The organism is Bacillus cereus group sp. MYBK220-1 (assembly GCF_051916445.1).
Taxonomy (GTDB): domain Bacteria; phylum Bacillota; class Bacilli; order Bacillales; family Bacillaceae_G; genus Bacillus_A; species Bacillus_A cereus.
On record NZ_JBQAGQ010000001.1, the window covers coordinates 881,840 to 905,488 of the forward strand.

Consider the following 23,649-nt stretch of genomic DNA (forward strand, 5'->3'; position numbering starts at 1 on the left):
TTAATTAGCTCTTTATTTCATCTAAAATTCAAACCAAGTTTCGATACCTTTAGAAAGTAGACATACCTCTTAAATACAATTAGTATTAAAATAAGAAATATGAAAGACTTAAAAAGGCTTTCACATGAAGAAAGGAAGTTGCACAACTATGGATCTTAAAACAGTTATGCAAGAACTTGAAGCTCTAGGTAAGGAACGAACGAAAAAAATATACATATCTAACGGTGCGCACGAACCGGTTTTCGGAGTAGCTACAGGTGCTATGAAACCAATCGCTAAAAAAATAAAATTAAATCAAGAGTTAGCTGAAGAACTTTATGCCACAGGTAACTACGATGCTATGTACTTTGCAGGTATTATTGCCGATCCAAAAGCTATGAGTGAGTCTGATTTTGATCGCTGGATAGACGGGGCATATTTTTATATGCTATCTGATTATGTAGTGGCAGTAACTTTATCGGAGTCAAATATTGCGCAAGATGTTGCTGATAAATGGATTGCAAGTGGGGACGAGCTTAAAATGTCTGCCGGCTGGAGTTGCTACTGTTGGCTATTAGGAAATCGCAAAGACAATGAGTTTTCCGAAAGTAAAATTTCCGATATGCTTGAAATGGTGAAAGATACAATTCATCATTCTCCAGAACGAACAAAATCCGCTATGAATAATTTCCTAAACACTGTGGCAATCTCATATGTACCACTACATGAAAAAGCAGTCGAGATTGCAAAAGAAGTTGGTATAGTTGAAGTCAAACGTGATAATAAAAAAAGCAGTTTGTTAAATGCTTCTGAAAGTATTCAGAAAGAACTAGATAGAGGAAGACTTGGTTTTAAGCGTAAGTATGTAAGGTGTTAAAAGTATGAAGGTGTCAATGTAGGAGAGATTGACACCTTTTTTGTGGACATTACTAGACTAACGGAGCTGCAAGTTAAAGGGAACCAATCATTCATCTCCCACTATACATCTCAAACTTCTTCTTTCAATTTATATACCCTATCTCTTTTCTCATCATCTTTGATAAAAATAAGTTTTCCTTCTGTAACAAAACCTTCTAATAGTAAACATACTTGTCCATATGCTTTAGGCTTATTCGTAGTGAATCTTTCATCGGGTATTTTACCCGATCGTATTAATCGTTCACATAGCTCAAGCGCACTTATTTCTTCAGAATCAATTAATTCTAAAATATCTTTTTGTAATGGTGATAAAGGGGCTAGTACCTTACATACCTCAGCTACCTCCACCTTTTCTTTTTCTTCTTCAAATAAATCTTCAAATGAAATTTGATTCATTACACCTGTTCCTTTCTAACAATTGATTTATATAACATGAATTGAATTCTATAGGTACGAAAACTTTAAATATTAGTCATTGTTATGTAGTGCTTACCTCATTACATGAATTTCAAACTCATGTACATCATTTCATATAGTATATTTTGATTATACCAAATATACGTTCTGTCTTCTATTGTAGAATTTTTATAACAGAAATGAAAGTAATAGTGAACATTTTTCTTCTCTTTAGTTGTATAGAAAACTATGTAAAAATTTTACATGATAAAATTATAGTTATCTGTTAAATTTCTACGCTAATACGCAAAAAAACACTCGTTGCCTTTAATCGACAATCGAGTGCTTTAAGTTCATCTATTTTTAAGTAGCATAAATTTATAAATTTTGTAGTAACAGTATGACACCATTTATATGTCGTGACAACTACTACGTTAAAACTTACGAGTTTGTACGAGTTCGTTAGTTTTATGTCTCTTCCATGCGTTTAAATGTCATCTCGCCTAAGCTCGCACCTCTTTTTCTGTTCTATCATTGTACGTAACACTCCATGATGGTACAACCATCATGGAGTATCTATTTTCAAACACCCTATTATTTTTTCTATCCACTTCACATAAACTTTATTTTTTTAATCATGTAATTTATTTAAAAAATCAGTAAATGTATCTGCAATGTAAAATACATTCTCTCTTGCACGTTCTTCCACTTGTTCTTCTGTTAATCCTTCTTCTCGCAGCAACATTTCTTTTTCACCAGCATTTTCACGTTCCCAAAATACCACAACAGGGTTATTTTTGTCATTTTTATAGTCAAAACATATTAAATTTCCCGCTGGGTCAAAAGCAAAAGGAACTAATTCTGCTGGTAGTGTATCCTTGTAATCATCAAATACTTCCATAATATTTTCATCATCTTCCATATCGTAACTTAATAACGTTCCAAAAACCTTTCTTTTCCCTTCAACTTCAAACACCTCTGGACTAACATGCGCTCCATTATTATTCATCACACATTCTATATAATCTAAAGGAAAATTAATGTTCAATTCCTGTTCAACATTCTTTACATCTTCTCGTATAATAGGTTCATCTGGTGATCTCCATTGTACCTTACTCATCTGATTCCATCCCCCCATAATGCATTTCCACCTAAATGGTTAACTTTATGCGTTTTAGACACTACTAACTGCATTTTACCAGGTACTTGATGATCCATGTCTATCTAATAAAAAAGCACTCGTTGCCTTTAGTCGGCAATCAAGCACTCTAAATTCAAATAATATTTTCTAAGAGTTTAATTTATTGATTATATAAGACACACACGGAACCAATAGCAATTTTTCAACAATATTATTTTGAATTAATAATTGTATTAAACGGTTCTTAATTCAAATACCCTCTATTTTAAGCCCTAAAATCAGTTAATCAGTACTAGATATTTTCAATATATCCCCTAATTCGCCTAACAGTTCTATGTTTTTTAAAGCCAACTCAACAGGTATGTCTTTCATTAGCACGAATGGTAATTGTTTTGATCCTTTTAATAAGTCAAACAATCCCTTTTTGATGATAAATACCTCTTGTATTTTCCTTAAATCCATAGCCCCTCCTACTGGTGGACTTACCAATATAAGATTACACAGTTTTTCCTTAAACACTTCCTGTTCTTCGTCCACACAGTCAATATCTATCGCTCCGTCATTTATCCACTGTATTAAATTCTCACTTACTGTGGTTGCATAATTCGGATCCATAATCCCCGAATCAACTTGTACTAACTCTGTTGCGTTTTCATTTGCAGTCATTAACAGTATTTTGCCTCCACCATTACTTCCTACAGCAACATAACCCTTTGCATATTCATGGACTTCATATGTTTTATTCATTTCATCTATTATATCCACTCCAAATATAACGACTCCATTATCGGACACAAAACCATTTGTATGCTTTAGTAATTGTTTATAAGCATTAGGGAGTATTAATCCCATTTCCTCTTCAATTTTTTTAATTTCATTTTCATCAACTGGAGAATATAATTCATAAGTCGACAATTTTTGAACATTTATCATTTAAATCCTCCTAATCCATCAAAATATCTATATGCTTCTCGCATTACTTTTTTTGCTACTTTTAAATCTACACCCACTTCAATCATTTCTTTATAGCTAATATTAAATTCGTATATTATATCCGTACTAAAACCTTCATTCCTTCTTCTAGCTCTTTGAAGAGCGGATATTATAGCATGTGGTTCACCAGAGGTAGATTTGAGTAATATTGATGGTGCTTGTCGACTGCTATAATTATTACCGCTTGTTTTATCCCATATCTTAGCCCATTCATCTTGTATTGCATGATGCGCTTGTACCAATCCATCATTTTTGGTATTCCGAAAACCTAGAGCACGATTCTTATTTGGACTCATTTTTTTATACAAGTCAACATCTTCAACAATATAACCTCCATTTTTAAGTTGACTCCTAGTGGACCTTTGCGGAAATGCAATACCAGCCCTTTCATTAATATTAGCATGGAGCTGTTCAGAAGTTAATTCGCCATATTTCCCTCTCAAATATTCTAATCTGGATTCTCCCGTACCCTTAACCCCACCACTCTCCAAATTCGAGATCCTACTCTGAATACTCGCCTTTGAGGCATCATGGGCTTCTTGGAATTTCCCGCCATAGTTCGTTCCAGTTCTAGCGACACTTCCATCTAGTAGCATTTCTACACCTTTAACGAATGGGGTTACGGAGTCCATACCTTTTGCTAATGTATTTTCAATTATATAATACTAGTAATTTCTGTTAGCTTTAATTCATAAAAATAACTTTTATAAATTTATGGTATACATTTCAATTAAAAAAGCACTTGTTGCCCCAAATAGACAATCAAGTGCTTTAAGTTTCATATGTTTTTAAGTAGCATAAATTTGTAAGATTTATAAGATCTGTAAGTTTTGTATTAACATTACGACACCTTTTACATGCCATGACAACTACTAAGTTAAAATTGACGAGTTTGTACGGGTTCTTAGTTTAATATACTTTCCATGTGATTATATTCATCACCCAGTAAAATGTCATCTCACCTAAGCTCGTACTTCGTTTTTTCGACGTACAATGAATTAGAGAATCTATTCAAAGTTGTATAAACTCTACCTACTAAATTAGGATTTTTTTGTTTATATAAAAACTTTGCAACAGAACCTTTAAACTAAACTTCAAATCCAATTACTATCCATTCATCAACAATGTCCCAAAAATTCATATTATATCTAGGCTCTTTATTCGTCCACCATAAAGTCGCATTATCATTATTAGAATTCTTATAATCTACTGCAACATAACCACCCATACCACTTTTAAAGAAACCAAAAGTAGTTTGTAAATCAATTTGTAAAGGTTCTTCTAACTCCTCAATAATACCCCATTCATCATCATCAAAAAAAGTTACATTTTCTAAAGGAACTAAACCCATAGATTGACTCGCATAAAAATAGAAACCATTATGAACAGTTCGATAAAAATTTCGTATTGTTGAAGGAATCTTATCCCAAGATTTTTCTAATTCTTCATTATTAAACTCATCTTTGGGATTTCCCCCTTCATAATATAGAATTTCCCCATTATCTGTTTTAATAGTGTATAAAATTGAATATCTACCATTTGTGTTCATAAGCTCTACTTCTTCAAGGTGCCTAGACAAATAAGTAATAGTGTTTCTTAATTCCACTCCTACTTGCTCTTTCCATATCGATAAAATACTCTCAACTCTCTTGTCTACATTTTCTTCTTGAAACAATTCATACCATGAATTTGGTATTTTCCCACTATCAAGTTTATTAATCTCATGGCATGATATAAGTTGTGCATTTCTTTTATATTTTCTTAAAAAACCAAGTTTTTGTTCCATAATTCTATCTCCTTTATTTATCTATATCCTTTTTATTTTCTTCAACAAAATCATCAATTTGTTTTTGTAATTTCATTTCTAATTCTTTTTCCTTCTTTATCATTTCTTCTCTAAACTTAGGATCAACTTCAATTTTTTCTTTCTTATAAATTGTCCAATCAGAATAAGATTTAGACCCCTTGGATTTATTGGCTTCTTCACTTAATCCTAGAAAATTCTCTTCATTATTTAAAACCTTAAGTTGTTGTTCTTTCGTTAATTTATCGAAATTTTTCATCTTTGCTATATTTTTCATTGATACGATATGATCAGCTTGAAGTCTATCTGTAATATACTTACCAGGTAAAGCAGGGTCAGGCGTTCCATCTCTTAATTCATCATATAATTCCTTTGAGATTCTTCTTTCCCCGTATCGAGGCGGTGTTCCAATATCACCCGTACCCTTAACCCCACCACTCTCCAAATTCGAGATCCTACTCTGAATACTCGCCTTTGAGGCATCATGGGCTTCTTGGAATTTCCCGCTATAGTTCGTTCCAGTTCTAGCGACACTTCCATCGAGCATTATTTCTACACCTTTAAAGATTGGGGATACGGAGTCCACACCTTTTGCTAGTTTAATTTCAATTATATAATATTTGTAATTTTTGTTAGCCTGAATTCATAAAAAATAATTTCTAAAAATTTACAGAATGTTTATCTATTAAAAAAGCACTCGTTGCCTTTCGTAGACAATCAAGTGCTTTAAGTTCATATGTTTTTAAGTAGCATAAATTTGTAAGATTTATAAGATCTGTAAGTTTGGTATTAACAGTACGACACCTTTTATATGTCATGACAACTACTACGTTAAAACTTACGAGTTTCTATCAGTTCGTTAGTTTAATATGCATTCCATGTGTTTTGAAGTATGCACTTTTTAATAGCCTACTCTTTTTTTCCACTGCAAATACACTTTATTTTCTATTCATCTACATATATGATTGTTATCTTTAACCAAGCACCACATTTTTTAGCATTCTCATATATAAAGTATAGTTTTAGCATTTATAAAGTTACTGTAATCCATTTCGTATATTTTCTTAATATCTTAAATTATTAATTACAACATATAAAAGTTGGTAATTAAGGATTCTTCAATCCATTAATAAAATCCTTAAAGCTATCAGTTATTTTATACGTATTTTCTTCTTCACTAGACTGTGGAAAATAAAAAGAGTGATCCCAATAATATACACCATGGTTTTCAGTATCTGTAATAAGTACAATTAACCCTGAACTCGGATCATCTCCTATGATTAAACTGGTCGGTAACATATCTTCTTCAAACTCTTCATAGCATTCACTTAAATCAAAAGTTTTTTTTACACCTATACCATACAAAACATCTAAAGGGATTTCCTGATTTAATTCTTTAACAAAAAATTTACTATACCTAACTTTCGAAGTACCTCCGTTATATTTACTTAAAAATTTTTTATAATCTTCCGGAAGTAAAAATCCTAAAAACTCTTCTAATTCTTCAATTGATTCTTCAGTTGCTTTACCAAAAGCATTTAAATTCATTTATTTCACTCCTATTTAATCTTTTAACTTCTTAGCTAATGACATTCCACCCATATGTCGAAATCTTCTGTGCATCTCTTTACTAACTTCTTGCATTGTTGTTAAATCTTGATGATGGTGCCATGTGTTTTCATCTAATTTTGGTCCATTTGGAGCTAATTCATCAGCCTTAGCAAAATCAATTTCATATCTATTAAATTCACCTATCGGAACTTCTTGTCTTACCAACCCAGCAGATTTAAAGTCGGGAAAACCTCCAGGATAAGAAACTCGATTTGGAAGAATATACCAATCAATATAAGTCCATATTCCTTCCTCACTAATTTCGATTTTCCCACCTTTTTTCTGCCATTTTTCAGGATCCCTAGAATATAAGGGTTTAGTAGATAATTGTTCCTCTGTAAACTTTACTATTTCTGGATTTTTACCCGTACCCTTAACCCCACCACTCTCCAAATTCGAGATCCTACTCTGAATACTCGCCTTCGAGGCATCATGGGCTTCTTGGAATTTCCCGCTATAGTTTGTTCCAGTTCTAGCGACACTTCCATCTGGCAGTATTTCTACACCTTTAGCGAATGGGGTTACGGAGTCCACACCTTTTGCTAATGTATTTTCAATTATATAATTTTCACGACTTAATCTATCTAACAATCCTTAAAAATAATCTATATTGATTTTCACTTATTTATCAATCTCTAATATCTCTAAGAAAAAAGCACCCGCTACCAATCATAGGTTTTCGAGTGCTCAAATGTATATAATCCCCATCATATTTAAATCATTTTTAAGATTTGTTCCTTCACATTTTCATCAAATTTGGCTCCTTCTACCTTTGCTCCTGTCCAAACTACATTGTCAAGTTTAGCACCGGTAAAATTCGCGCCCGTAAAATCACCATTTAAAAGGGTCGCTCCCGTTAAATCTGCGTCAGTAAAATCTGCATTTCTAGCGTTTACTTCTGATAAATTAGCATCTTCTAAATATGCTTTTTCAAAGTTACCTTCTGTAAGATTCGCGTTGCTGAAATTTGTTCCTGTACAATCAGCCTGTTCCGCATTGATTCCTGCCAAATTTGCATGGCGAAAAGTAGCATGATTTAATATCGTTCCAACTAATTCTCCATATGAAAAATCAACTTCATCAAAACATGTTTCAAAACAACTACTTATATTTACCTTTGCATATTTCATATTGGCTTTAGAGAAATTAGCTTCACCAAATCTACAATCTGCAATATGTATTTCCTCTAAATTACAGCTCCTGAAATCAGCAAACTCAAAATCACAATCAAAAAAAGATGCTCTCATTAGTGAAGAAGCTCTTAAATGGACTTGTTTTGCCATGATACCCTCTGCCATCACCTCTGACAAATCTGAAAAAGTAAGATCTAAATCACTCATATCTAGTCCATCTATAACCTCATCATTGTATTGAGATCTATTTAATATTTCCATGACTCTTATTCTATCATTACCATTCTCATTCATTATTACGATCTCCTTTCATTTAGCTTTTCAGATAGTCCTTCCAAGCAATATTTGGAGAATAAGTTACACCCATTTGATCTTCATCAAAACTTGGTATAGCCATTACTTGTGCTGGTTCCAAATACTTCATTACTTGTAGCCAATTATCAAGTAATGTATCACTATCACTCCCTAATGGATTATTTAAAATATCAATACAAAGCCCACCCCAATCTAGCTCAGATACCACAGCTGGACTATTTTGTAATAATTCCTTATCAAACATTTCTAAAATATGACCACTAAAGTATGTTCTAGCGCCTATCCCTAAGGGACCGTTAGGAAGAAACCTAACCGGTATTGGCTGGGAAGATATTTCCATCCACATCTGTAAACGTTCACGGTCGGTATTCCACGGATATGATAAAGGCCAAAAAATTTGAGTTACTCCGTAACTTGGTTTCGCAGCTTCTGCGATTTGATCAGATAACTCAAAAAAAGCAGACCATAATTTTTTAGGTATTGATTTATGAAACTCAAACTCTAAAAATGAACGATGGCTCCAGTTAACTTGAAAACGTCCTGTGTAGTTCACAGATTTATCACGATACAGGTAAACTTCTGATACTATACGCTCTGAAACTACTTTTTCCAGAATTTCCTGACGGTTATATTCTACCCGTACCGTTTCACAGTTGCCCCAATGAGTAGGAGCAAATTTTTCATTTGACTCAAACACATCCAAAAGACGACCTAATAATTCTTCTTCGTTAAAAGATACTGTAGGATACATTGTAATTGTGAAAAAATCTGGTTTCATGTATATCCCCCTTAATATTAAAAAATATAGTCACATAATAATTTTTATTCACAGCTTTTTCCACCTACCTCCACCAGGTAAACGTGTATTGTTCTCCCATTTATGAGTCACTTTACCGCTATTTGGATCAGTGTAGTAAACATCACTATCCTTACCCAAAGGCCCACTTGGTCTTGGATGAGGAGGAATTCCATTCAAATCGGGTTTATCACTTGATATTGTCACAATATGACTTCCACTTTTATCTTCGAGCATTTCCCTTTCAGCTCGCATTTGACTGTCATTATGAATAACGTGTTCTTTGTCACTTATTTTGTGTTTGTGATCATGAACTAAATCGATTTCATCCTTAGCGTAAAATGCCCTTCACTGGATGTATACGTAACAACCTTGCCAGAGTTATTGTCCTCTAATGTACGATTTAGGTGTTCTCCCAAAGCTTTTCTCCCTTTTATTTCTTCTTCTCTTCCTCGCTCTTGACTCTTTCTTAAATTTTCAGTCCTAGCATCCCAATCTTTACGCTCTAAAGGTTGTTTCGTTTCTTCACAATGACGATCATATCTAATATCCGCTGCTGCTTTATAATCTCCTCGCGCTTTAGCTTCATCTATTTTCTTTCGATAGTATTTTTCTCTTTCCTGAGTTAGCTTAATTTTGTTTGGGTTTACGTTACTACCAGTACCCTTAACCCCACCACTCTCCAAATTCGAGATTCTACTCTGAATACTCGCCTTTGAGGTATCATGGGCTCCTTGGAATTTCCCGCTATAGTTCGTTCCAGTTCTAGCGACACTTCCATCTGGCAGTATTTCTGCACCTTTAACGAATGGAGTTACAGAGTCCACACCTTTTGCTAATGTATTTTCAATTATATAATACTAATAGTTTCTGTTAGCTTTAATTCATAAAAATAACTTTTATAAATTTATAGTATACCTTTCAATTAAAAAAGCACTTGTTGCCTTTAGTCGGCAATCAAGTACTTTAAGTTAATATGTTTTTAATTATGGATAATTTTATAATTTTTGTAGTGCAGTTTGACACCTTTTATATATTGTGACAACTACTACGTTAAAACTTACGAGTTTGTACGAGTTCGTTAGTTTAATATACATTCCATGTGTTTATATTCATCGCCATGTAAAATGTCATATCGCCTAAGCTCGTACTTCGTTTTCTATTCTATCATTGCACATATTACTCTATGATGGTACAACCATCATGGAGTATATATTTTCAAACACCCTATTATTTTTTCTATCCATTTCACATAAACTTTATTTTTCATTCATCATTATATTTTTTAATCGTGTAATTTACTTAAAAAATCAGTAAATGTATCTGCAATATAAAATACATTTTCTCTTGCCAGTTCTTCTACTTGTGCTTCTGTTAAACCTTCTTGACGCATTAATATTTCTTTTTCGCCAGCATTCTCATGCTCCCAAAATACCACAACAGGGTTATTTTTGTCATTTTTATAGTCAAAACATATTAAATTTCCTGCTGGGTCAAAAGCAAAAGGAACTAACTCTTTAGGTATAGTAGGGGCATAAGTACGATATACTTTAACAATATATTCGCTACTATCCGTATCATAAGAGAGCAATGTCCCAAACACCCTTGTTACTCCATCCACCTCAAACTTATATGGTAATACCGCTGAACCATTATTAGTAGTAGCACACTCTACATAATCACTTGGAAATATAAAATCCATCTGCTTACCCACTTCATATATATATTCTGCTGAAACCGGCTCATCTGGTACTGGCCATGTTAAATCTTTTCTCATCTAATTCCGCCTCCCCATAATTTATTACCACCTAAATGATTTACACTGTGCTTTGCTGAAACAACTAATTGCATTTTTCCAGGCACCTGATGATGATGCCATGTTAAATCTACAATTCGTGGCAATTCCAACTCTATCATTTTTAATTGCTTAGGTGTAAAAATATCTCTCGGTATCTCTCCTTTGTTTATGGCTGCCTTCAATTGCCTTGTACACTCTTCAAATTGTGCATCATCCTTAGCTATAAATAAACTTTCATCTAACTTATGAGTAAACTTAACATCCTCACCTTTAAAAATCGGAAAACCTAAAACATCGTAATCTATACCTTTCATATGTGTGCCACCTGCTAGCCCTTTATTAATTATATTATGTTTTGGTGAAGCATTTAAATGAGCATCAACATACCCTACTACCGCTTTAAATTCCTCAACACTATCATATCCAAACTCTTTAATAGTAGTATCATCTACTTTTGTTAAAAAGTCTTCAACACTATCATAACCTTTAGGCACAATTGACCTATTAACCAAATTCCCGTCTATATCGTAGTCGTTTTTAATTACTTCGTCAATTTCTGATCTATGAACAGTGTTACCCGTACCCTTAACCCCTCCACTACCCTTAGCAAGTTGATAAGCGTCATCCTTAGCTGCCGTACTTGCCTTTGAAAACTTTCCAGCTACTTCTCCAACAGTTGAAGATTCCATATAAGGAAGCTTCATTCCTATTCCAGTATCCACCGTCCTAACTGCTACTGGAATAGGAGTATTTTTCATAGCATCTAGTGCATTTTTTAAAGTCTTATTTTCCTTAAGCGATTGTACCACATTTCCACCCAAATTTGGATTAAAACCAGGCATTCCTTCTTTGAATTTTAATAATTTGGCTAAATCAGCTAATTCACTCGTCCCTTTGAATGCTTTTACTCCTTTTCCTACTGCTCCAACAACTGGGATTGCATCTAATCCGCCAAAAATGATGTTTCCTACCCGCTCTTCTTGGCTCAATTTCCTATGTGTTCCCCAGTCTTCTCCGTCGATACCGCTTTTTATTTGTACACCTCCGTATACTACTGCGGCAGCGGCCCCGAGTGGTGGACAAAGGATTGTTGTGATGATGATTCCTACGCCTATTCCTATGTCTCGCACCATTTCTAGTTTTTTCTGTTCATCTTCTATCGATTTGTATTCAAATCCTCGTGTGGATGGGACTACTTTCTTGTATTCTTCATAATTTAATTTTGCATCTGGATTTTGTTTTTTTAGTTCTTTGTATTCCCCTCTCAGTACGTTATCAAATGCAGGTGAATCTCTAAAAATATCTTCTACTGTTATTTTATCTTTCTTCTTCTGTATTGTTTGTGGTACACTTCCGTAGCCTGCATGCGCACCTGGTAATACTGTCGTTGTTGTAGAGCCAATTCGGTTATTTGTTTCAAAACTGAGAATAGATGTATCTCTCATTTTTTGAGCGAATTTATCCATTTCTACTAAAAAAGGTTTATCTATATGTTCAGAGACTAATCGCCCTGCTTCTCCGCAATATTTTTGTAATGTCGAATAGCTATCAAGTAATTCCCCGATTTTTTGCGATTGATCTTTAGGATTAAAATGGATACTACCATCCGAGTCTAAATCTCGTATTCTTCCATCAATTTTTTTTAATAGTTCATTTGCATCCCGTAATTTTATGAGTGCATCTTTTGTAATTCGATTCATACCATCCCCCATGTTTTGCCATGGTTCAGGTCTATATTTCACATCCATCTCGTTTTCATCCCCCCAGCCGTATGGTGATTTCTACAACTTACTTAATATTTCACGTAATTGTTCGTCCTTTTCAAGCATTTCTACACATACATTTCCTACAACTGTCGCTGACCTAGAATAGTGTTCAGCCAATTCTAGTGTTTTGTGTAATATATCAGGATATTTTTCAATTACTCTCATCGCTTCACCTTTTTGATAAAAATCACAGCTTAATAAACTCTCAATATTCGTTCCAATGACGTCTACATGGATTTTATATATATTTTCTAACTTCATTACTATATCAAGTAGTTCTTGAAAATTAACTAATACTTCTTCTCCACCACCAGAACCACTATCTCCCATTGATACTTGCATTATTGAATACCTCCTAACGAGAATTGTCTCGGGTCAATTAACTTTTTATATGGCATTTTTAACACGTCATACAATTTCTTATTAACCGCATAGAGGCTCACCCAGTCATATCGATTACGATCTACATCGATTTGAACGAAATCTTCTCCTTCAGTAAAATATAAGAAACATTCCCATTTTCCTCCTCTATTACTTCGAGGCCTCATATACGTTTCTATCGCTATAACGTCTTTATTTGATAAATCTTTTCCCTCAAATGTTTGTTGTTCTGCCTCTGTCATTCTCTTTGAGAAAAATGTATCTTCTATTTCCCTCGGTTCTCTCAATAAGAAAGGAATGCGTGTTAATAATGAAAAATATACGTCCGGTTTTGGTATGTAGTCGATCTCGTATTTTTTATTTGGTTCTATTTCTGTTAATACAGCCACTCGGTCTTTATCCTCTTTTAAAAAGCCAATTAATACATTATTCATTCTCGTGTATTCATGACAATTTTCATATTCCTTTAATAGTTCAATTATTTGAAAAGCTGCAGGGGTAATTCCATTTTCACTTGTAAGTAGGCCTTTTTCTTTTAAACTCGTAGTTGCTTTCGTGACACATTCTGCATCAAGTAAAATAATTGCGTCACGGTTTGGCAATCCAAATATATCGGTAACCCCAGCTGCACCTGCGAGAACATATAATTCAGCAGGTGCAAAACTCATTCCTTTCCCCATTCTTTTATCCCTCGTTTCTCCATCACAGTTGTTTTATCGCCCTTACTTCCGATTTATCTCCGTACGTTTGAATGCTTTTATCTAACTCTTTCAAAGCTTTCGTATGTCCTTCAAATGCCTCTACCATTTCTGAATTATATTGAATGATCAAATCAAGATAACTTAAAAATGCATCTCTCGTTTTTCCATTCCATTTCGCACCTGTGACATATGCTTTTAAGTCTTTCGCTTGGTTTAAAGAATCCTTCATACCATTTTCAATGTTTTGTGCGTAAGAAATGGCACTTGCAGTGTTACTTCCTATAATTTCAACCTCTTTACCACTCATGTTGGTTCCCTCCATTCTTTGTATGCTTAATGGATAAGTTTTTCAAATTCCTTTTTCTTTTCTTCAAAAGCCTTGGTCGCTGCAGCGTATGCTGACGCTTTCTCTGATTCTGCTTTCGCTTTATATTCCAAATACTTTGCATAAGCTGTACTTTTTGCAGATCCAACATCGCTTAATGCACTTTTAAAATAGGATACTAATGTATGTAATTCTTCATCCTTTTCATGACGTTTTTGTTCAAATTCAACTGCCGGAATTTTATTAGCTTCTAAACCATTACTTTTACTCTCATACTCTCTCTTCGCTGATTCAGCATCTTGAATGAATTGCTTTAACTCTCTTTCTTTATCTTTTAAATAATCATGTAAATCATCATACCGATCTCGTTTCCTCGCACTTTCTGTAAAACCAGACGCATTTAAAAAAGCATTGTACAATTCATCTAACATCTTTCTCCCCCTTTAGCGCAATAACTATGTAGTTAAATTCGTATATTTAAACATGAATATTCATTACATTAAGAATTAACAAATAATTATTTTTACATATTGCTATTTTATCAAAGGGATTTTAACATTTCCATATTTTATGAATGGCTTTCGCATTTTTCTTCAATAAAGTGAAACTTTAATCAATATGACTATGTATTTATGTGCAGAAATAATAAAAAACACTGCCAGGCGCAGTGTTTTTTATTACTACCTTTTATCCAATTCATTCGTATTAAATCCTTGCTTGAGAGTAAGACCAGTTCTTTCTTATTTCATCAACAACTATTTCTGGATAATCCCAATGAAGCGTACGAGTAGGCTCCCGGACTCGTTTTACTATTCCTTGGGCTGTTTTGTTTCTATATTCATTCCAATATTTTGGCTCAGTCGCTCTTAAAAGAACGATAGAAAAAGGATCTGATATGAATATCAGATCCTTAACTTTAATTTCTTAATACATACATCTTTTTACACGATAACTGGTTCGTACGTGCTCAAATTATCATACTCAGTTTTTACAATACTAGGTGGAAGGTTAACACATCCTCAGATTCACCTTTTCTTGTAGCAGTGCATAATGTTTAATAAAATTAAAGCATATTTTTACTTACCAGACTTAATTTTTTCGTTATATTCTTCTAAAGTTAACCCTTTTTCTTTTAGATAAACAGCAACTTCTTTCCCTACATAACGATAGTGCCATGGCTCATACTTAATGCCAGTAATATTCTCTTTCTCTTTTGGATAGCGGAGAGTAAATCCATATTCTGCAGCATTCTTATCTAACCATTTGAATGCATCGGTAGTTTCAAATTTTGCATTTAAATCTTCTACAGTATTCTGCCATTCAACTGAAATAATGTCTAACGCTAATCCAGTATGATGTTCACTTGCACCAGGATACTGAAGATATTCCAATGCCTTAGCACTAGCCTCTTTATCCGACAAACCTTGAGATTTATAGCTTTTAACTGAAGCATCATAATAAGTTTGTTGTAATTTTATAGCTCGATAACCTGATCTTAAATAAAGATTGATTCCCTCTTTTTTTGCAGCTGCTACCATATCCTGATAGGAAGTTGCAATTCTACTATCTATTTTCATATTTGGCTTCGCATTTTGGGTGATACTTGTTAATTCAATTCCTAGTTCCTTTGATAACATATGCTCTCTATTTACAAGGATAATTCTCCAATCATTAACATCAGAGATAGGTAAAACATCTTTTTTCTTCGCATGTATTTCATTTTTATTTTTATCGTTATTATTAGTAGTTGCCTGAGATGTTTGCTTTCCACTACAAGCAGCAAGACTCCATCCCATTGCTAATACCAATGCTAAAATTATAAATTTTTTAATTGTATCTCATTCCCTTTTTGTTTATTAGTCTTTATACCAATTTCCCAACACGTCTCTAGGAATCTCCTTGAAATCCTTCAAAGAAACGGGGCCGACAAATTTTTTAATTCCATGTTTTTTAGAATTTTCATCCGAATAATCTTTTAAAAATTGAATTTTAAATTGTTTCTTACCATCGGCATAGTCGGTTACTGTCGGTACGATTGCCGCTTGTCGTATACCAAAAGTTTTATCTTCATACTTAACAAATTGTACATAAGATAATCCTCCAACTAATGTTTCTAATTTTTCTTGCGCAGAAATAAGATTTCCAAGAGAATAATAGATTAGCGTTTCATGTCCATCTTTATTTTGTTTCCACTCAATTGGTTGAATTACATGTGGATGATTTCCAATTACTACATCTACACCTAAATCTGTTAAATATTGAGCAACTTCTTTTTGTTGCTTTGAAGGTGTTGAGGTATATTCTACTCCCCAATGCACCATAACAATCACCATATCAGAGCTACTCTTTGCCTTTTCCACATCATTTTGTATCGCTTTTTTATCAATTAAATTTAAAGCCCAAGACTTATCAGCTGGAATTTTAATTCCATTCGTACCATATGTATAATTTAGTAACGCAAAACGAATACCATTTTTTGTAATCGTTTTTATTTCATTACGCTCGTTTTTACTCTCATTAATACCTACCGGGATAACATCCGGATATTTTTTCCAGTATTCTCTTGTATTCGCAACACCTTTAATACCCATATCCATAGCGTGATTTGTCGCTTGCGTCACTATATTGAATCCAGTGTCCACTAAAGATTGGCCTACTTCTTCAGGTGTATTGAAAGTCGGATATCCTTGTACTTTTAAATTATTTCCGGCAATCGGAGTCTCCTGGTTCACTATAGCAAGATCACTTGATTTAACAGCCTTTTTGATATTTTCATAAATATAATTATAATCATATGAACCGTCTTTTTGTTTGCCATCTTTAATTACTGCGTCATGATATAAATTATCACCCGTAGCTATTAAATTCACAACCGATTGTACTTTTTTATCTTCCGTAAAATTAGGAGACTGTTGGATAGGACTTTTATCTACCCAATTCGGTGCTTTTAATGATGTATCTATATTGGATTCAGCCGGTGGTAACGAAGCTTTAGATGTCTTAACATCAGTATTACCACAAGCGGTTAAAAGCACTAAAAAAATAAGACATACTAAAAAAAACTTTTTACTTCTCTGTAAAGTATCTAACATGTGATCCTCTTTTCTGTTTTATTCCTTATAACCTGTTCTAACAAATCATTCTTTACAACAACGTATTTTGGTTTTACCCTTAATTATGGAAGGACACTCTGTTACACCTGCTTCGGAATATACTAATAATTGTTTTCCGCTTTCTAGCAATCTATCGATTCCATCAGAAGTAATAGATTACTAGAAAAACATAATCCATCAGGATGTCGACTAGTTTGATATACCTATTCCAATTGCAATAACTCGTTTAATATTTAAACAAGATAGGAGAATCGTTCATATAGCCTCTTCTCTCGCTTTATGTTTAAGGTGCCTCCAAAAAAGGGATCGTTGCTGTACCCCTTTACATAGTGCGAAATTTTTGCAACTAATTTCTTTCATTCAAGCGACAAACATTATACCGATAACAATAAGTAAGACCCAAGAACTTATTTTACCAATATACGAAAAAAGTAGCAATCTTTTGCCCCATATAAAGAAGCCAATTAGGAGAAATGAACGAGAGATTCATTCTATTCAATTCCTTCATTGATTAATAAAAAAACAAGCCACCCAACTATTGGATGGCTCTATACTATAAAGAGAATTTGTTATTGGATTACTTCAATTTCCCTTCAAAAACAATCTTCCTACCGCACGGCTCAACTACTGTTTTGCCGTCTTTCTTTACTTCATGAAAGATTGGCTCTTCCATACGACGAGACGGAGCGTAGCCTTCTTGTTCCATACGTGCTAAGCAGTCTGTAATTGTTTCATTTTCAAGTACTTCAAATTTCTTTTTATTAGGTTGTTTTGTCATGCCCTAACCTACTTTCTATTTTTCTTGATGCGAATTGATTTTTCATGTAGACCATATATAACATTGCGAGAATTCCCATTATAATCATAACCGCAATAAAAAAGCTTGTATACTGTATTTTTTCTATAAATACGCCGCCTAATACAGGTCCCATAATACTTCCTAAACTAAAAGCGATTCCGGATAATATATTACCTGCTGGTAGTAAGTGTCTCGGTAATAAATCAGTCATAAATCCAAGCCCTAAAGAGAAGCACGATCCAATAACCATACCCGCTAAAAGCATGCAGGCAAAGACGATCCAGTAATATTGATCAAATACGGCGGCAAGTAGAAAAATGCCCGTACTTATGCTAAACGTCCACGTTAAAATACGGTCCCTTCCGTATTTATCACTCAATATACCGAGCGGAATTTGTGTAATAATACCCCCAACTGCAAATGCTGGTAATAAGAAGGATACATCTGAAACAGACCACCCTTTACGAAGTGCGTATACTGGTAAGTTACTGTTTAGCATTGCTTCAAGTACGCCATATGCAAGTGGTCCTAGCAGTGCAATCCATCCTAATCCAACAACTTGTTTATAACGAGAAAATGATGATTCACTCTTCACTTCTCTTTCATCTTGCGCTGGGAATGCATTTTTTGTTGGAAGTAGTAAAAGCCAACCTATTAAACAAAGTATAGTAGATATAATAAATGGCGTTGCAAGACCGTACTGCACAGTGCTTGCTAAATACGGACCAACGGCAAAACCAATTCCGAAGAATACACCGTATATCGATACTTGTCTCCCTATTTTACTTGGGTCTGATGTTGTCGTGATCCATGTTTGTGTTCCGACATGAAGCATATGATCTCCAACTCCAACTAGAAATCTAAGGATAAACCATACCCAAAATGAAAATGTTTGTGTAAAAAAGAATAATGAAATAATAACGAGAAACCCACCTATAACAATAATCGGCTTCATTCCAAACCTTTGCATCGGTTTTTCAAGAAACGGCGAAATAACTAATATCCCAATGTACAATGCCGTCGCATGAATACCATTAATACTTGAACTAACCCCTTCTTGTTCAAAAATCATTGCAATGGCCGGTAAGAGCATTCCTTGTGACAAACCCGAGATTGCTACAATCCCAACCATAATCCAAAAAGTAAAACGCATTGACATCCTCTGTCCCTCTCCTTCTCATGCTTCCACTTTTCATTATAAACTGTTTCTTCAAATGCGTGTACGAATATTCGCAATAAAAAACAAGCTAAAAGAATGAACCTTTTAGCTTGTTATCTTATCCTTCCCAAACTTGCGCTTTCACATTGTAATGAAAGTGTTTAAAATATGGATTTTCATAAAATGAAGGTCCATATAAGTAATGTTGCATATGAGCTGTTAGTGGCTGCTGCATTTGTAAAGGAACTACAGCTGGTGAAACTTGCATATACATCGGATCTATCATTATTTTTGTATAGATATGATGATTATATGGCGAATAAGCGATTAAGGATGGTTTATGCATTGATAATCTCCCCTTATAAATACAAATGTTATAGTATATGCAACACTTCTCATTTCGGGGATTATTTCTGTTCTAACCAATCCTCTACATGTTTTATAAATACATCTAAACAATCAATAAACGGTGAGTGTCCGCAATCTTCTAATACCTTCAACTCTGCATTTGGCAAATATTTCGCTAATTCCTCACCGACTACTTGCGGAACGACATAATCTCTATCGCCTTGTATGACGAGTGTTGGCGCTTTAATACGATGAATTTGCTTACTTCCCTCTACAACCCCATTATATTCATCTGAAATATTAAATGTAATGAGCGCATAATTCACATCTACGAAATTACGTTGCGTTAACATATCATCTAAATACTTTTCATAACGGTCCGGTTCAGGTTGATTATGTGTATATATTAATAGATTCCATACTGTACGGTAATATAGTTTGTTCATATTTTTTATCGCGTCTAATACTGGAGCGATTTGTACTGGCTCTTGCGCAATTTCTTCTTTCGTCTTTACTAAACTTGATACAATCGGCTGCCCATTCGTATCTTTTTTAAAGATTGGGTATCCTTTCATTCCTACTGATTCTACTAAAATTAACTTTTCTACAAAATTTGGGTGATTCGCTGTAAATTGCATCGCAACGCCACCACCCATTGACCAGCCCATTAATGAGAATTTCTCTAGCTTTAACTCGTCGATAAATAATTTTACATCTTCTGCAAAGTCTTGTAATGAATCTATCGACTGATTATACGTTGATTGTCCAAACCCTCTTAAATCAAGAGCGTAAATATGGTATTGATCTTGCAACTTTTCAATAACTAAATCCCAATGTTGTGACGATGTCATGTTCCCGTGAATGAGTACAAGAATATCTGTATTTCGCCTTCCAACTTCCTGATATGCAATCGTTTCTCCGTTCGATAGTGAAACAAACTCCATTGTTGCAGGCTTAATCATCACAAGTTCCCCCATTCTATTTAATAGAAAGAAAATTCTTTACTTAATTAAAGAATAGCACGTAGAATATACGTTCGCAACATAAAACCTATAAGAATTTTTTACATAAATCAACATGTCTATTACTAGACAATTATTATAAAAAAGTATATAGTTAGCTAGGTAACTAATTTGAAAGGATCAAAATACATGGACGAAAAACAACATTTTTTTCACATCGTCAGCCAGACTTCTCGAAAGTTTACGAAGAAATTTAATGAACGTGTATCTCCAACAGGGTTATTTAGTGCGCAATGGGCTGTTATTTTCCGCATTAATCAAACTGGTTCTTGTACGCAAACAGAATTGTGCCAGTATTTAAATGTTGAATCACCAACGATGACTCGTACGTTAACACGTATGGAAACGATGGGATGGATTATTCGTACAGAAGGTAAAGATCGCCGCGAGAAGCTCATTTCTTTATCCGAAACAGCGATAAAGATGATTCCAGTATGGCAAGAAGAAGTTGATACTTTCGAAGAAAAAACGCTAGAAGGTATTAATGAAGATGATTTACATCAAGCATTTCAAGTGTTACAACAAATTATTAAAAATTTAGATTAAATTGGAGGGATGACGATGCAAAGTGAGAAACTTTGGACGAAGGATTTCCTCGGAACTTGTTTTAGTAGTCTATTTCTCTTCTTAACATTTTACATGCTTATGACTACTCTGCCTGTCTATGTCATAGACGGCCTAAAAGGAAAACCTGAGGAAATTGGTTTAGTTGCAACTGTGTTTCTTATTTCTTCTGTTTTATGTAGACCATTCACAGGAAAATGGCTCGATGATTTAGGAAGAAAGAAAATATTATTTATTTCACTTTCATTATTTTTAGCCGCTACTGTTATGTATTTCGGTGCGCAAAGTTTATTCTTATTACTTGCCCTTCGCTTCTTGCACGGTATTGGGTTCGGGATGGCAACGACAGCTACTGGTACGATTGTAACTGATGTTGCGCCAGCTCATCGACGAGGCGAAGCGCTTGCATATTTCGGCGTATTTATGAGTCTGCCGATGGTAATTGGTCCTTTTTTAGGTTTAACAATTATTTCTCATTTTTCGTTTACTGTATTATTTATCGTTTGTTCCGTATTTTCATTACTTGCATTTTTATTAGGACTACTTGTAGATATTCCGCACGAAGCACCTGTTAGCAAACAAAAACGTGAAAAAATGAAATGGAAAGACTTAATCGAACCATCTTCTATTCCGATTGCACTTACAGGATTTGTTTTAGCCTTTTCTTATAGTGGTATTTTATCCTTTATTCCTATTTATGCGAAAGAACTCGGTTTAAGTGAAATTGCAAGTTACTTCTTTATTTTATACGCACTTGTTGTTGTCATTTCTCGTCCATTTACAGGAAAGATTTTTGATCGCTTCGGTGAAAATGTACTCGTTTACCCTGCTATCATTATTTTCACAATCGGAATGTTCATATTAAGCCAAGCACAAACTTCATTTTGGTTCCTTGGCGCAGGTATGCTAATCGGTTTAGGTTACGGGACATTAATTCCGAGTTTCCAAACGATTGCGATTTCTGCCGCTCCAAACCATAGACGTGGTTCTGCGACAGCTACGTATTTCTCATTCTTTGATAGTGGTATTGGTTTTGGTTCTTTCATTTTAGGTATTGTCGCAGCGAAATCCAGTTATCATAATATGTATTTTATCGCAGCTATTATCGTTGCGTTCACTTTACTTTTATATTATGGATTACACGGACGAAAACAAAAATTCAAGAAACAACCTACAGACGGAAAAATTTCCGCTTAACGTTAATAAGGAAAGTAAACTTCCCCGTTTACTTTCCTTATTTTGTATTTCTTTCAAGACGAGCGTATACTTATAGTAGAAATAAAAAGGAGGGCCATATATGAAACTAAAAAAATCTCCCCTACTCTTACTTATACTAACATTCATATTTGTAATTACAGGGCTTGGGTTTACTTACTTCAAACAAAATAAAACGACCCCATCAAAACATAATGTGACAAAAGAAAACTGGTTAAATGACCCTTACTTACGTTGGTCGTACACACACATGAAAGAATTCACTTTAGTTAATGACGTAAAAAACAATCCTGACCAAATTGCTCACTTCCCTTCCGCATTGCAAAACTTAGACGATTTTGCTGTGGAGCGTAGATTCGGAAATACAACTCCTCTAAAAAAACTTTTAGATGATAACAAAACAGATGCTTTTGTCGTTGTACATAATGGACAACTTGTTTACGAACGATATTTCAATGGGTATAAACAGAATGAACCTCATGGTATGGCATCATTAGCAAAAGTCTTTACCGGGGCAATTATACAATCTCTCGCTGAAGAGAATCGTATCGATTTAGAGAAAACAGCTGACACTTACATAAAAGAATTAAAAAACACACCGTTCGGTAATGCCACACTTCAGCAATTAATGGACATGCAAGTTTCAGCTGAATATCCTACTCATGGATATGAGCAACCTGGGCTAGAAAATCAAGATGCACAATTATATTTAGCTAGCAATATTTTACCCCGCGGCAAAAATTACGACGGTCCGATGAAAATTTATGATATGTTACGGGAAGCCGAAGAAACGGCACCGCCTGGTTCTTCCTTTTCTTACAATAACGGATCAACAGAAACGCTCGCTTGGATTATTAGAACTATTACTGGTAAATCACTAGCTGAAAATGTAAGCGAACGAATTTGGTCTCAAATTGGTATGGAAGAAAACGCGTATTACGTTACAGATGAAACAAAAGTAGAACAAGCTAGTGCTGGATTAAATGCAACTGCTAGAGATATGGCGAGATTCGGGCAATTACTATTAAACAACGGGGAATATAACGGAAAACACATTCTCCCTTCTTCTATTACAGAAAGTGTAAAAAATGTCCAAGAAGGTGAACTTGCAATTGGCCCTGGAGCTTCCATTTCTTATCATAATCAATGGTGGATTCCCCACAATGAACAAGGTGCTTTCGAAGTGTTAGGTAGTTACGGACAAACACTTTACATCGATCCGAAAGCAAATATGGTAATCGCTCACTTCTCTTCTAACGCAACGCCAAGTAATGAAATACATTCGGTTTACTCAAATATGTATATTGATATTGCACATCATTTGGAGAAGCTTCCACGGTAGTGAAAGCTTCTTCTTATTGCGTTGTTTTAT

General features: G+C 34.2%; 26 protein-coding genes and 3 pseudogenes. 4 read left to right on the forward strand and 25 right to left on the reverse strand.

Translation table 11 applies throughout. The annotated features are described in order from the left end of the window. Positions 1–148 precede the first annotated feature (148 nt). Positions 149–856 (forward strand): DNA alkylation repair protein, encoded by a 708-nt coding sequence (locus tag ACTFRU_RS04435; RefSeq protein ID WP_048538243.1) that lies wholly within the window; start codon positions 149–151, stop codon positions 854–856. Between the two features lie 110 nt (positions 857–966). On the opposite strand, the gene ACTFRU_RS04440 is transcribed toward ACTFRU_RS04435, so the two are convergent. From ACTFRU_RS04440 to phaZ, 25 genes and pseudogenes are all read right to left on the reverse strand, one after another. After that, positions 967–1,293, reverse strand: a complete 327-nt coding sequence (locus ACTFRU_RS04440) for a DUF3895 domain-containing protein (protein ID WP_440037496.1) — start codon at positions 1,291–1,293, stop codon at positions 967–969. Positions 1,294–1,924: 631 nt separating this feature from the next. After that, positions 1,925–2,413, reverse strand: a complete 489-nt coding sequence (locus ACTFRU_RS04445) for an SMI1/KNR4 family protein (protein WP_113304802.1) — start codon at positions 2,411–2,413, stop codon at positions 1,925–1,927. Next, a pseudogene (locus ACTFRU_RS04450) lies at positions 2,410–2,505 on the reverse strand (HNH endonuclease); the annotation flags it as partial. The pseudogene ACTFRU_RS04450 and the gene ACTFRU_RS04445, both read right to left, overlap by 4 nt. 211 nt (positions 2,506–2,716) lie before the next feature. Further along, positions 2,717–3,367 (reverse strand): SMI1/KNR4 family protein, encoded by a 651-nt coding sequence (locus ACTFRU_RS04455; RefSeq protein WP_113303744.1) that lies wholly within the window; start codon positions 3,365–3,367, stop codon positions 2,717–2,719. Beyond that, complete coding sequence (locus ACTFRU_RS04460; protein ID WP_124749671.1) at positions 3,364–4,059, reverse strand: hypothetical protein; 696 nt, start codon at positions 4,057–4,059, stop codon at positions 3,364–3,366. The genes ACTFRU_RS04455 and ACTFRU_RS04460 overlap by 4 nt, the downstream gene beginning before the upstream one ends. A gap of 455 nt (positions 4,060–4,514) precedes the next feature. Next, entirely contained in the window at positions 4,515–5,213 is a 699-nt protein-coding gene (locus ACTFRU_RS04465; protein ID WP_065212276.1) for an SMI1/KNR4 family protein, read from the reverse strand. Between the two features lie 13 nt (positions 5,214–5,226). Continuing rightward, complete coding sequence (locus ACTFRU_RS04470; protein WP_065212284.1) at positions 5,227–5,508, reverse strand: hypothetical protein; 282 nt, start codon at positions 5,506–5,508, stop codon at positions 5,227–5,229. A gap of 147 nt (positions 5,509–5,655) precedes the next feature. Beyond that, positions 5,656–5,817: pseudogene (locus ACTFRU_RS04475) on the reverse strand (hypothetical protein); the annotation flags it as partial. Between the two features lie 521 nt (positions 5,818–6,338). After that, complete coding sequence (locus ACTFRU_RS04480; RefSeq protein WP_149214934.1) at positions 6,339–6,779, reverse strand: SMI1/KNR4 family protein; 441 nt, start codon at positions 6,777–6,779, stop codon at positions 6,339–6,341. A gap of 15 nt (positions 6,780–6,794) precedes the next feature. Next, positions 6,795–7,376 (reverse strand): HNH endonuclease, encoded by a 582-nt coding sequence (locus tag ACTFRU_RS04485; RefSeq protein ID WP_440037497.1) that lies wholly within the window; start codon positions 7,374–7,376, stop codon positions 6,795–6,797. Between the two features lie 179 nt (positions 7,377–7,555). Continuing rightward, entirely contained in the window at positions 7,556–8,269 is a 714-nt protein-coding gene (locus ACTFRU_RS04490) for a pentapeptide repeat-containing protein (RefSeq protein ID WP_001004769.1), read from the reverse strand. Between the two features lie 19 nt (positions 8,270–8,288). After that, complete coding sequence (locus ACTFRU_RS04495) at positions 8,289–9,068, reverse strand: hypothetical protein (RefSeq protein ID WP_000801403.1); 780 nt, start codon at positions 9,066–9,068, stop codon at positions 8,289–8,291. A gap of 48 nt (positions 9,069–9,116) precedes the next feature. Continuing rightward, a pseudogene (locus ACTFRU_RS04500) lies at positions 9,117–9,913 on the reverse strand (ADP-ribosyltransferase). A gap of 458 nt (positions 9,914–10,371) precedes the next feature. Beyond that, on the reverse strand, positions 10,372–10,863 hold the full coding sequence (locus tag ACTFRU_RS04505; RefSeq protein ID WP_440037498.1) for an SMI1/KNR4 family protein: 492 nt from the start codon (positions 10,861–10,863) through the stop codon (positions 10,372–10,374). Beyond that, entirely contained in the window at positions 10,860–12,632 is a 1,773-nt protein-coding gene (locus ACTFRU_RS04510) for an HNH endonuclease (RefSeq protein ID WP_326304139.1), read from the reverse strand. Before ACTFRU_RS04510 ends, ACTFRU_RS04505 begins: the two co-directional genes overlap by 4 nt. Before the next feature lie 33 nt (positions 12,633–12,665). Then, positions 12,666–12,992: a hypothetical protein gene (locus ACTFRU_RS04515; protein WP_001198201.1), complete on the reverse strand. Its 327-nt coding sequence runs from the start codon at positions 12,990–12,992 to the stop codon at positions 12,666–12,668. Then, positions 12,992–13,711 (reverse strand): DUF5081 family protein, encoded by a 720-nt coding sequence (locus tag ACTFRU_RS04520; RefSeq protein ID WP_440037499.1) that lies wholly within the window; start codon positions 13,709–13,711, stop codon positions 12,992–12,994. The genes ACTFRU_RS04515 and ACTFRU_RS04520 overlap by 1 nt, the downstream gene beginning before the upstream one ends. Positions 13,712–13,733: 22 nt before the next feature. After that, positions 13,734–14,039: a WXG100 family type VII secretion target gene (locus ACTFRU_RS04525; RefSeq protein WP_000014535.1), complete on the reverse strand. Its 306-nt coding sequence runs from the start codon at positions 14,037–14,039 to the stop codon at positions 13,734–13,736. A 26-nt stretch (positions 14,040–14,065) separates the two neighbouring features. Then, positions 14,066–14,488 carry a hypothetical protein gene (locus tag ACTFRU_RS04530; protein ID WP_097813919.1) on the reverse strand — a complete coding sequence of 141 codons (423 nt, stop codon included), beginning with the start codon at positions 14,486–14,488 and terminating at the stop codon, positions 14,066–14,068. Between the two features lie 645 nt (positions 14,489–15,133). Beyond that, positions 15,134–15,865, reverse strand: a complete 732-nt coding sequence (locus tag ACTFRU_RS04535) for a M15 family metallopeptidase (protein ID WP_000241987.1) — start codon at positions 15,863–15,865, stop codon at positions 15,134–15,136. Between the two features lie 48 nt (positions 15,866–15,913). After that, positions 15,914–17,149 carry a CapA family protein gene (locus ACTFRU_RS04540; RefSeq protein WP_000887599.1) on the reverse strand — a complete coding sequence of 412 codons (1,236 nt, stop codon included), beginning with the start codon at positions 17,147–17,149 and terminating at the stop codon, positions 15,914–15,916. Between the two features lie 598 nt (positions 17,150–17,747). Continuing rightward, on the reverse strand, positions 17,748–17,948 hold the full coding sequence (locus tag ACTFRU_RS04545) for an NETI motif-containing protein (protein WP_000166303.1): 201 nt from the start codon (positions 17,946–17,948) through the stop codon (positions 17,748–17,750). Next, the gene (locus ACTFRU_RS04550) at positions 17,932–19,128 is read right to left on the reverse strand and encodes an MFS transporter (RefSeq protein ID WP_000062798.1); all 1,197 of its coding nucleotides are present in this window, start codon (positions 19,126–19,128) and stop codon (positions 17,932–17,934) included. The genes ACTFRU_RS04545 and ACTFRU_RS04550 overlap by 17 nt, the downstream gene beginning before the upstream one ends. Positions 19,129–19,246: 118 nt before the next feature. Further along, a complete protein-coding gene (locus ACTFRU_RS04555) occupies positions 19,247–19,474 on the reverse strand; it encodes a hypothetical protein (RefSeq protein ID WP_000549500.1) in 228 nt (75 codons plus the stop codon). A 61-nt stretch (positions 19,475–19,535) separates the two neighbouring features. Then, complete coding sequence (phaZ, locus tag ACTFRU_RS04560; protein ID WP_152121523.1) at positions 19,536–20,438, reverse strand: intracellular short-chain-length polyhydroxyalkanoate depolymerase; 903 nt, start codon at positions 20,436–20,438, stop codon at positions 19,536–19,538. Between the two features lie 189 nt (positions 20,439–20,627). Here phaZ and ACTFRU_RS04565 point away from each other — a divergent pair, with 189 nt between their 5' ends. The 3 genes from ACTFRU_RS04565 to ACTFRU_RS04575 all read left to right on the forward strand — a co-directional run bounded on the left by ACTFRU_RS04565 (position 20,628) and on the right by ACTFRU_RS04575 (position 23,619). Next, a complete protein-coding gene (locus ACTFRU_RS04565) occupies positions 20,628–21,044 on the forward strand; it encodes a MarR family winged helix-turn-helix transcriptional regulator (protein WP_000343680.1) in 417 nt (138 codons plus the stop codon). 15 nt (positions 21,045–21,059) lie between these two features. Continuing rightward, positions 21,060–22,259, forward strand: coding sequence for an MFS transporter (locus tag ACTFRU_RS04570; RefSeq protein ID WP_001190318.1), 1,200 nt, complete (start codon positions 21,060–21,062; stop codon positions 22,257–22,259). A gap of 100 nt (positions 22,260–22,359) precedes the next feature. Continuing rightward, positions 22,360–23,619: a serine hydrolase domain-containing protein gene (locus ACTFRU_RS04575; protein WP_016122859.1), complete on the forward strand. Its 1,260-nt coding sequence runs from the start codon at positions 22,360–22,362 to the stop codon at positions 23,617–23,619. The last annotated feature ends 30 nt before the right edge of the window (positions 23,620–23,649 follow it).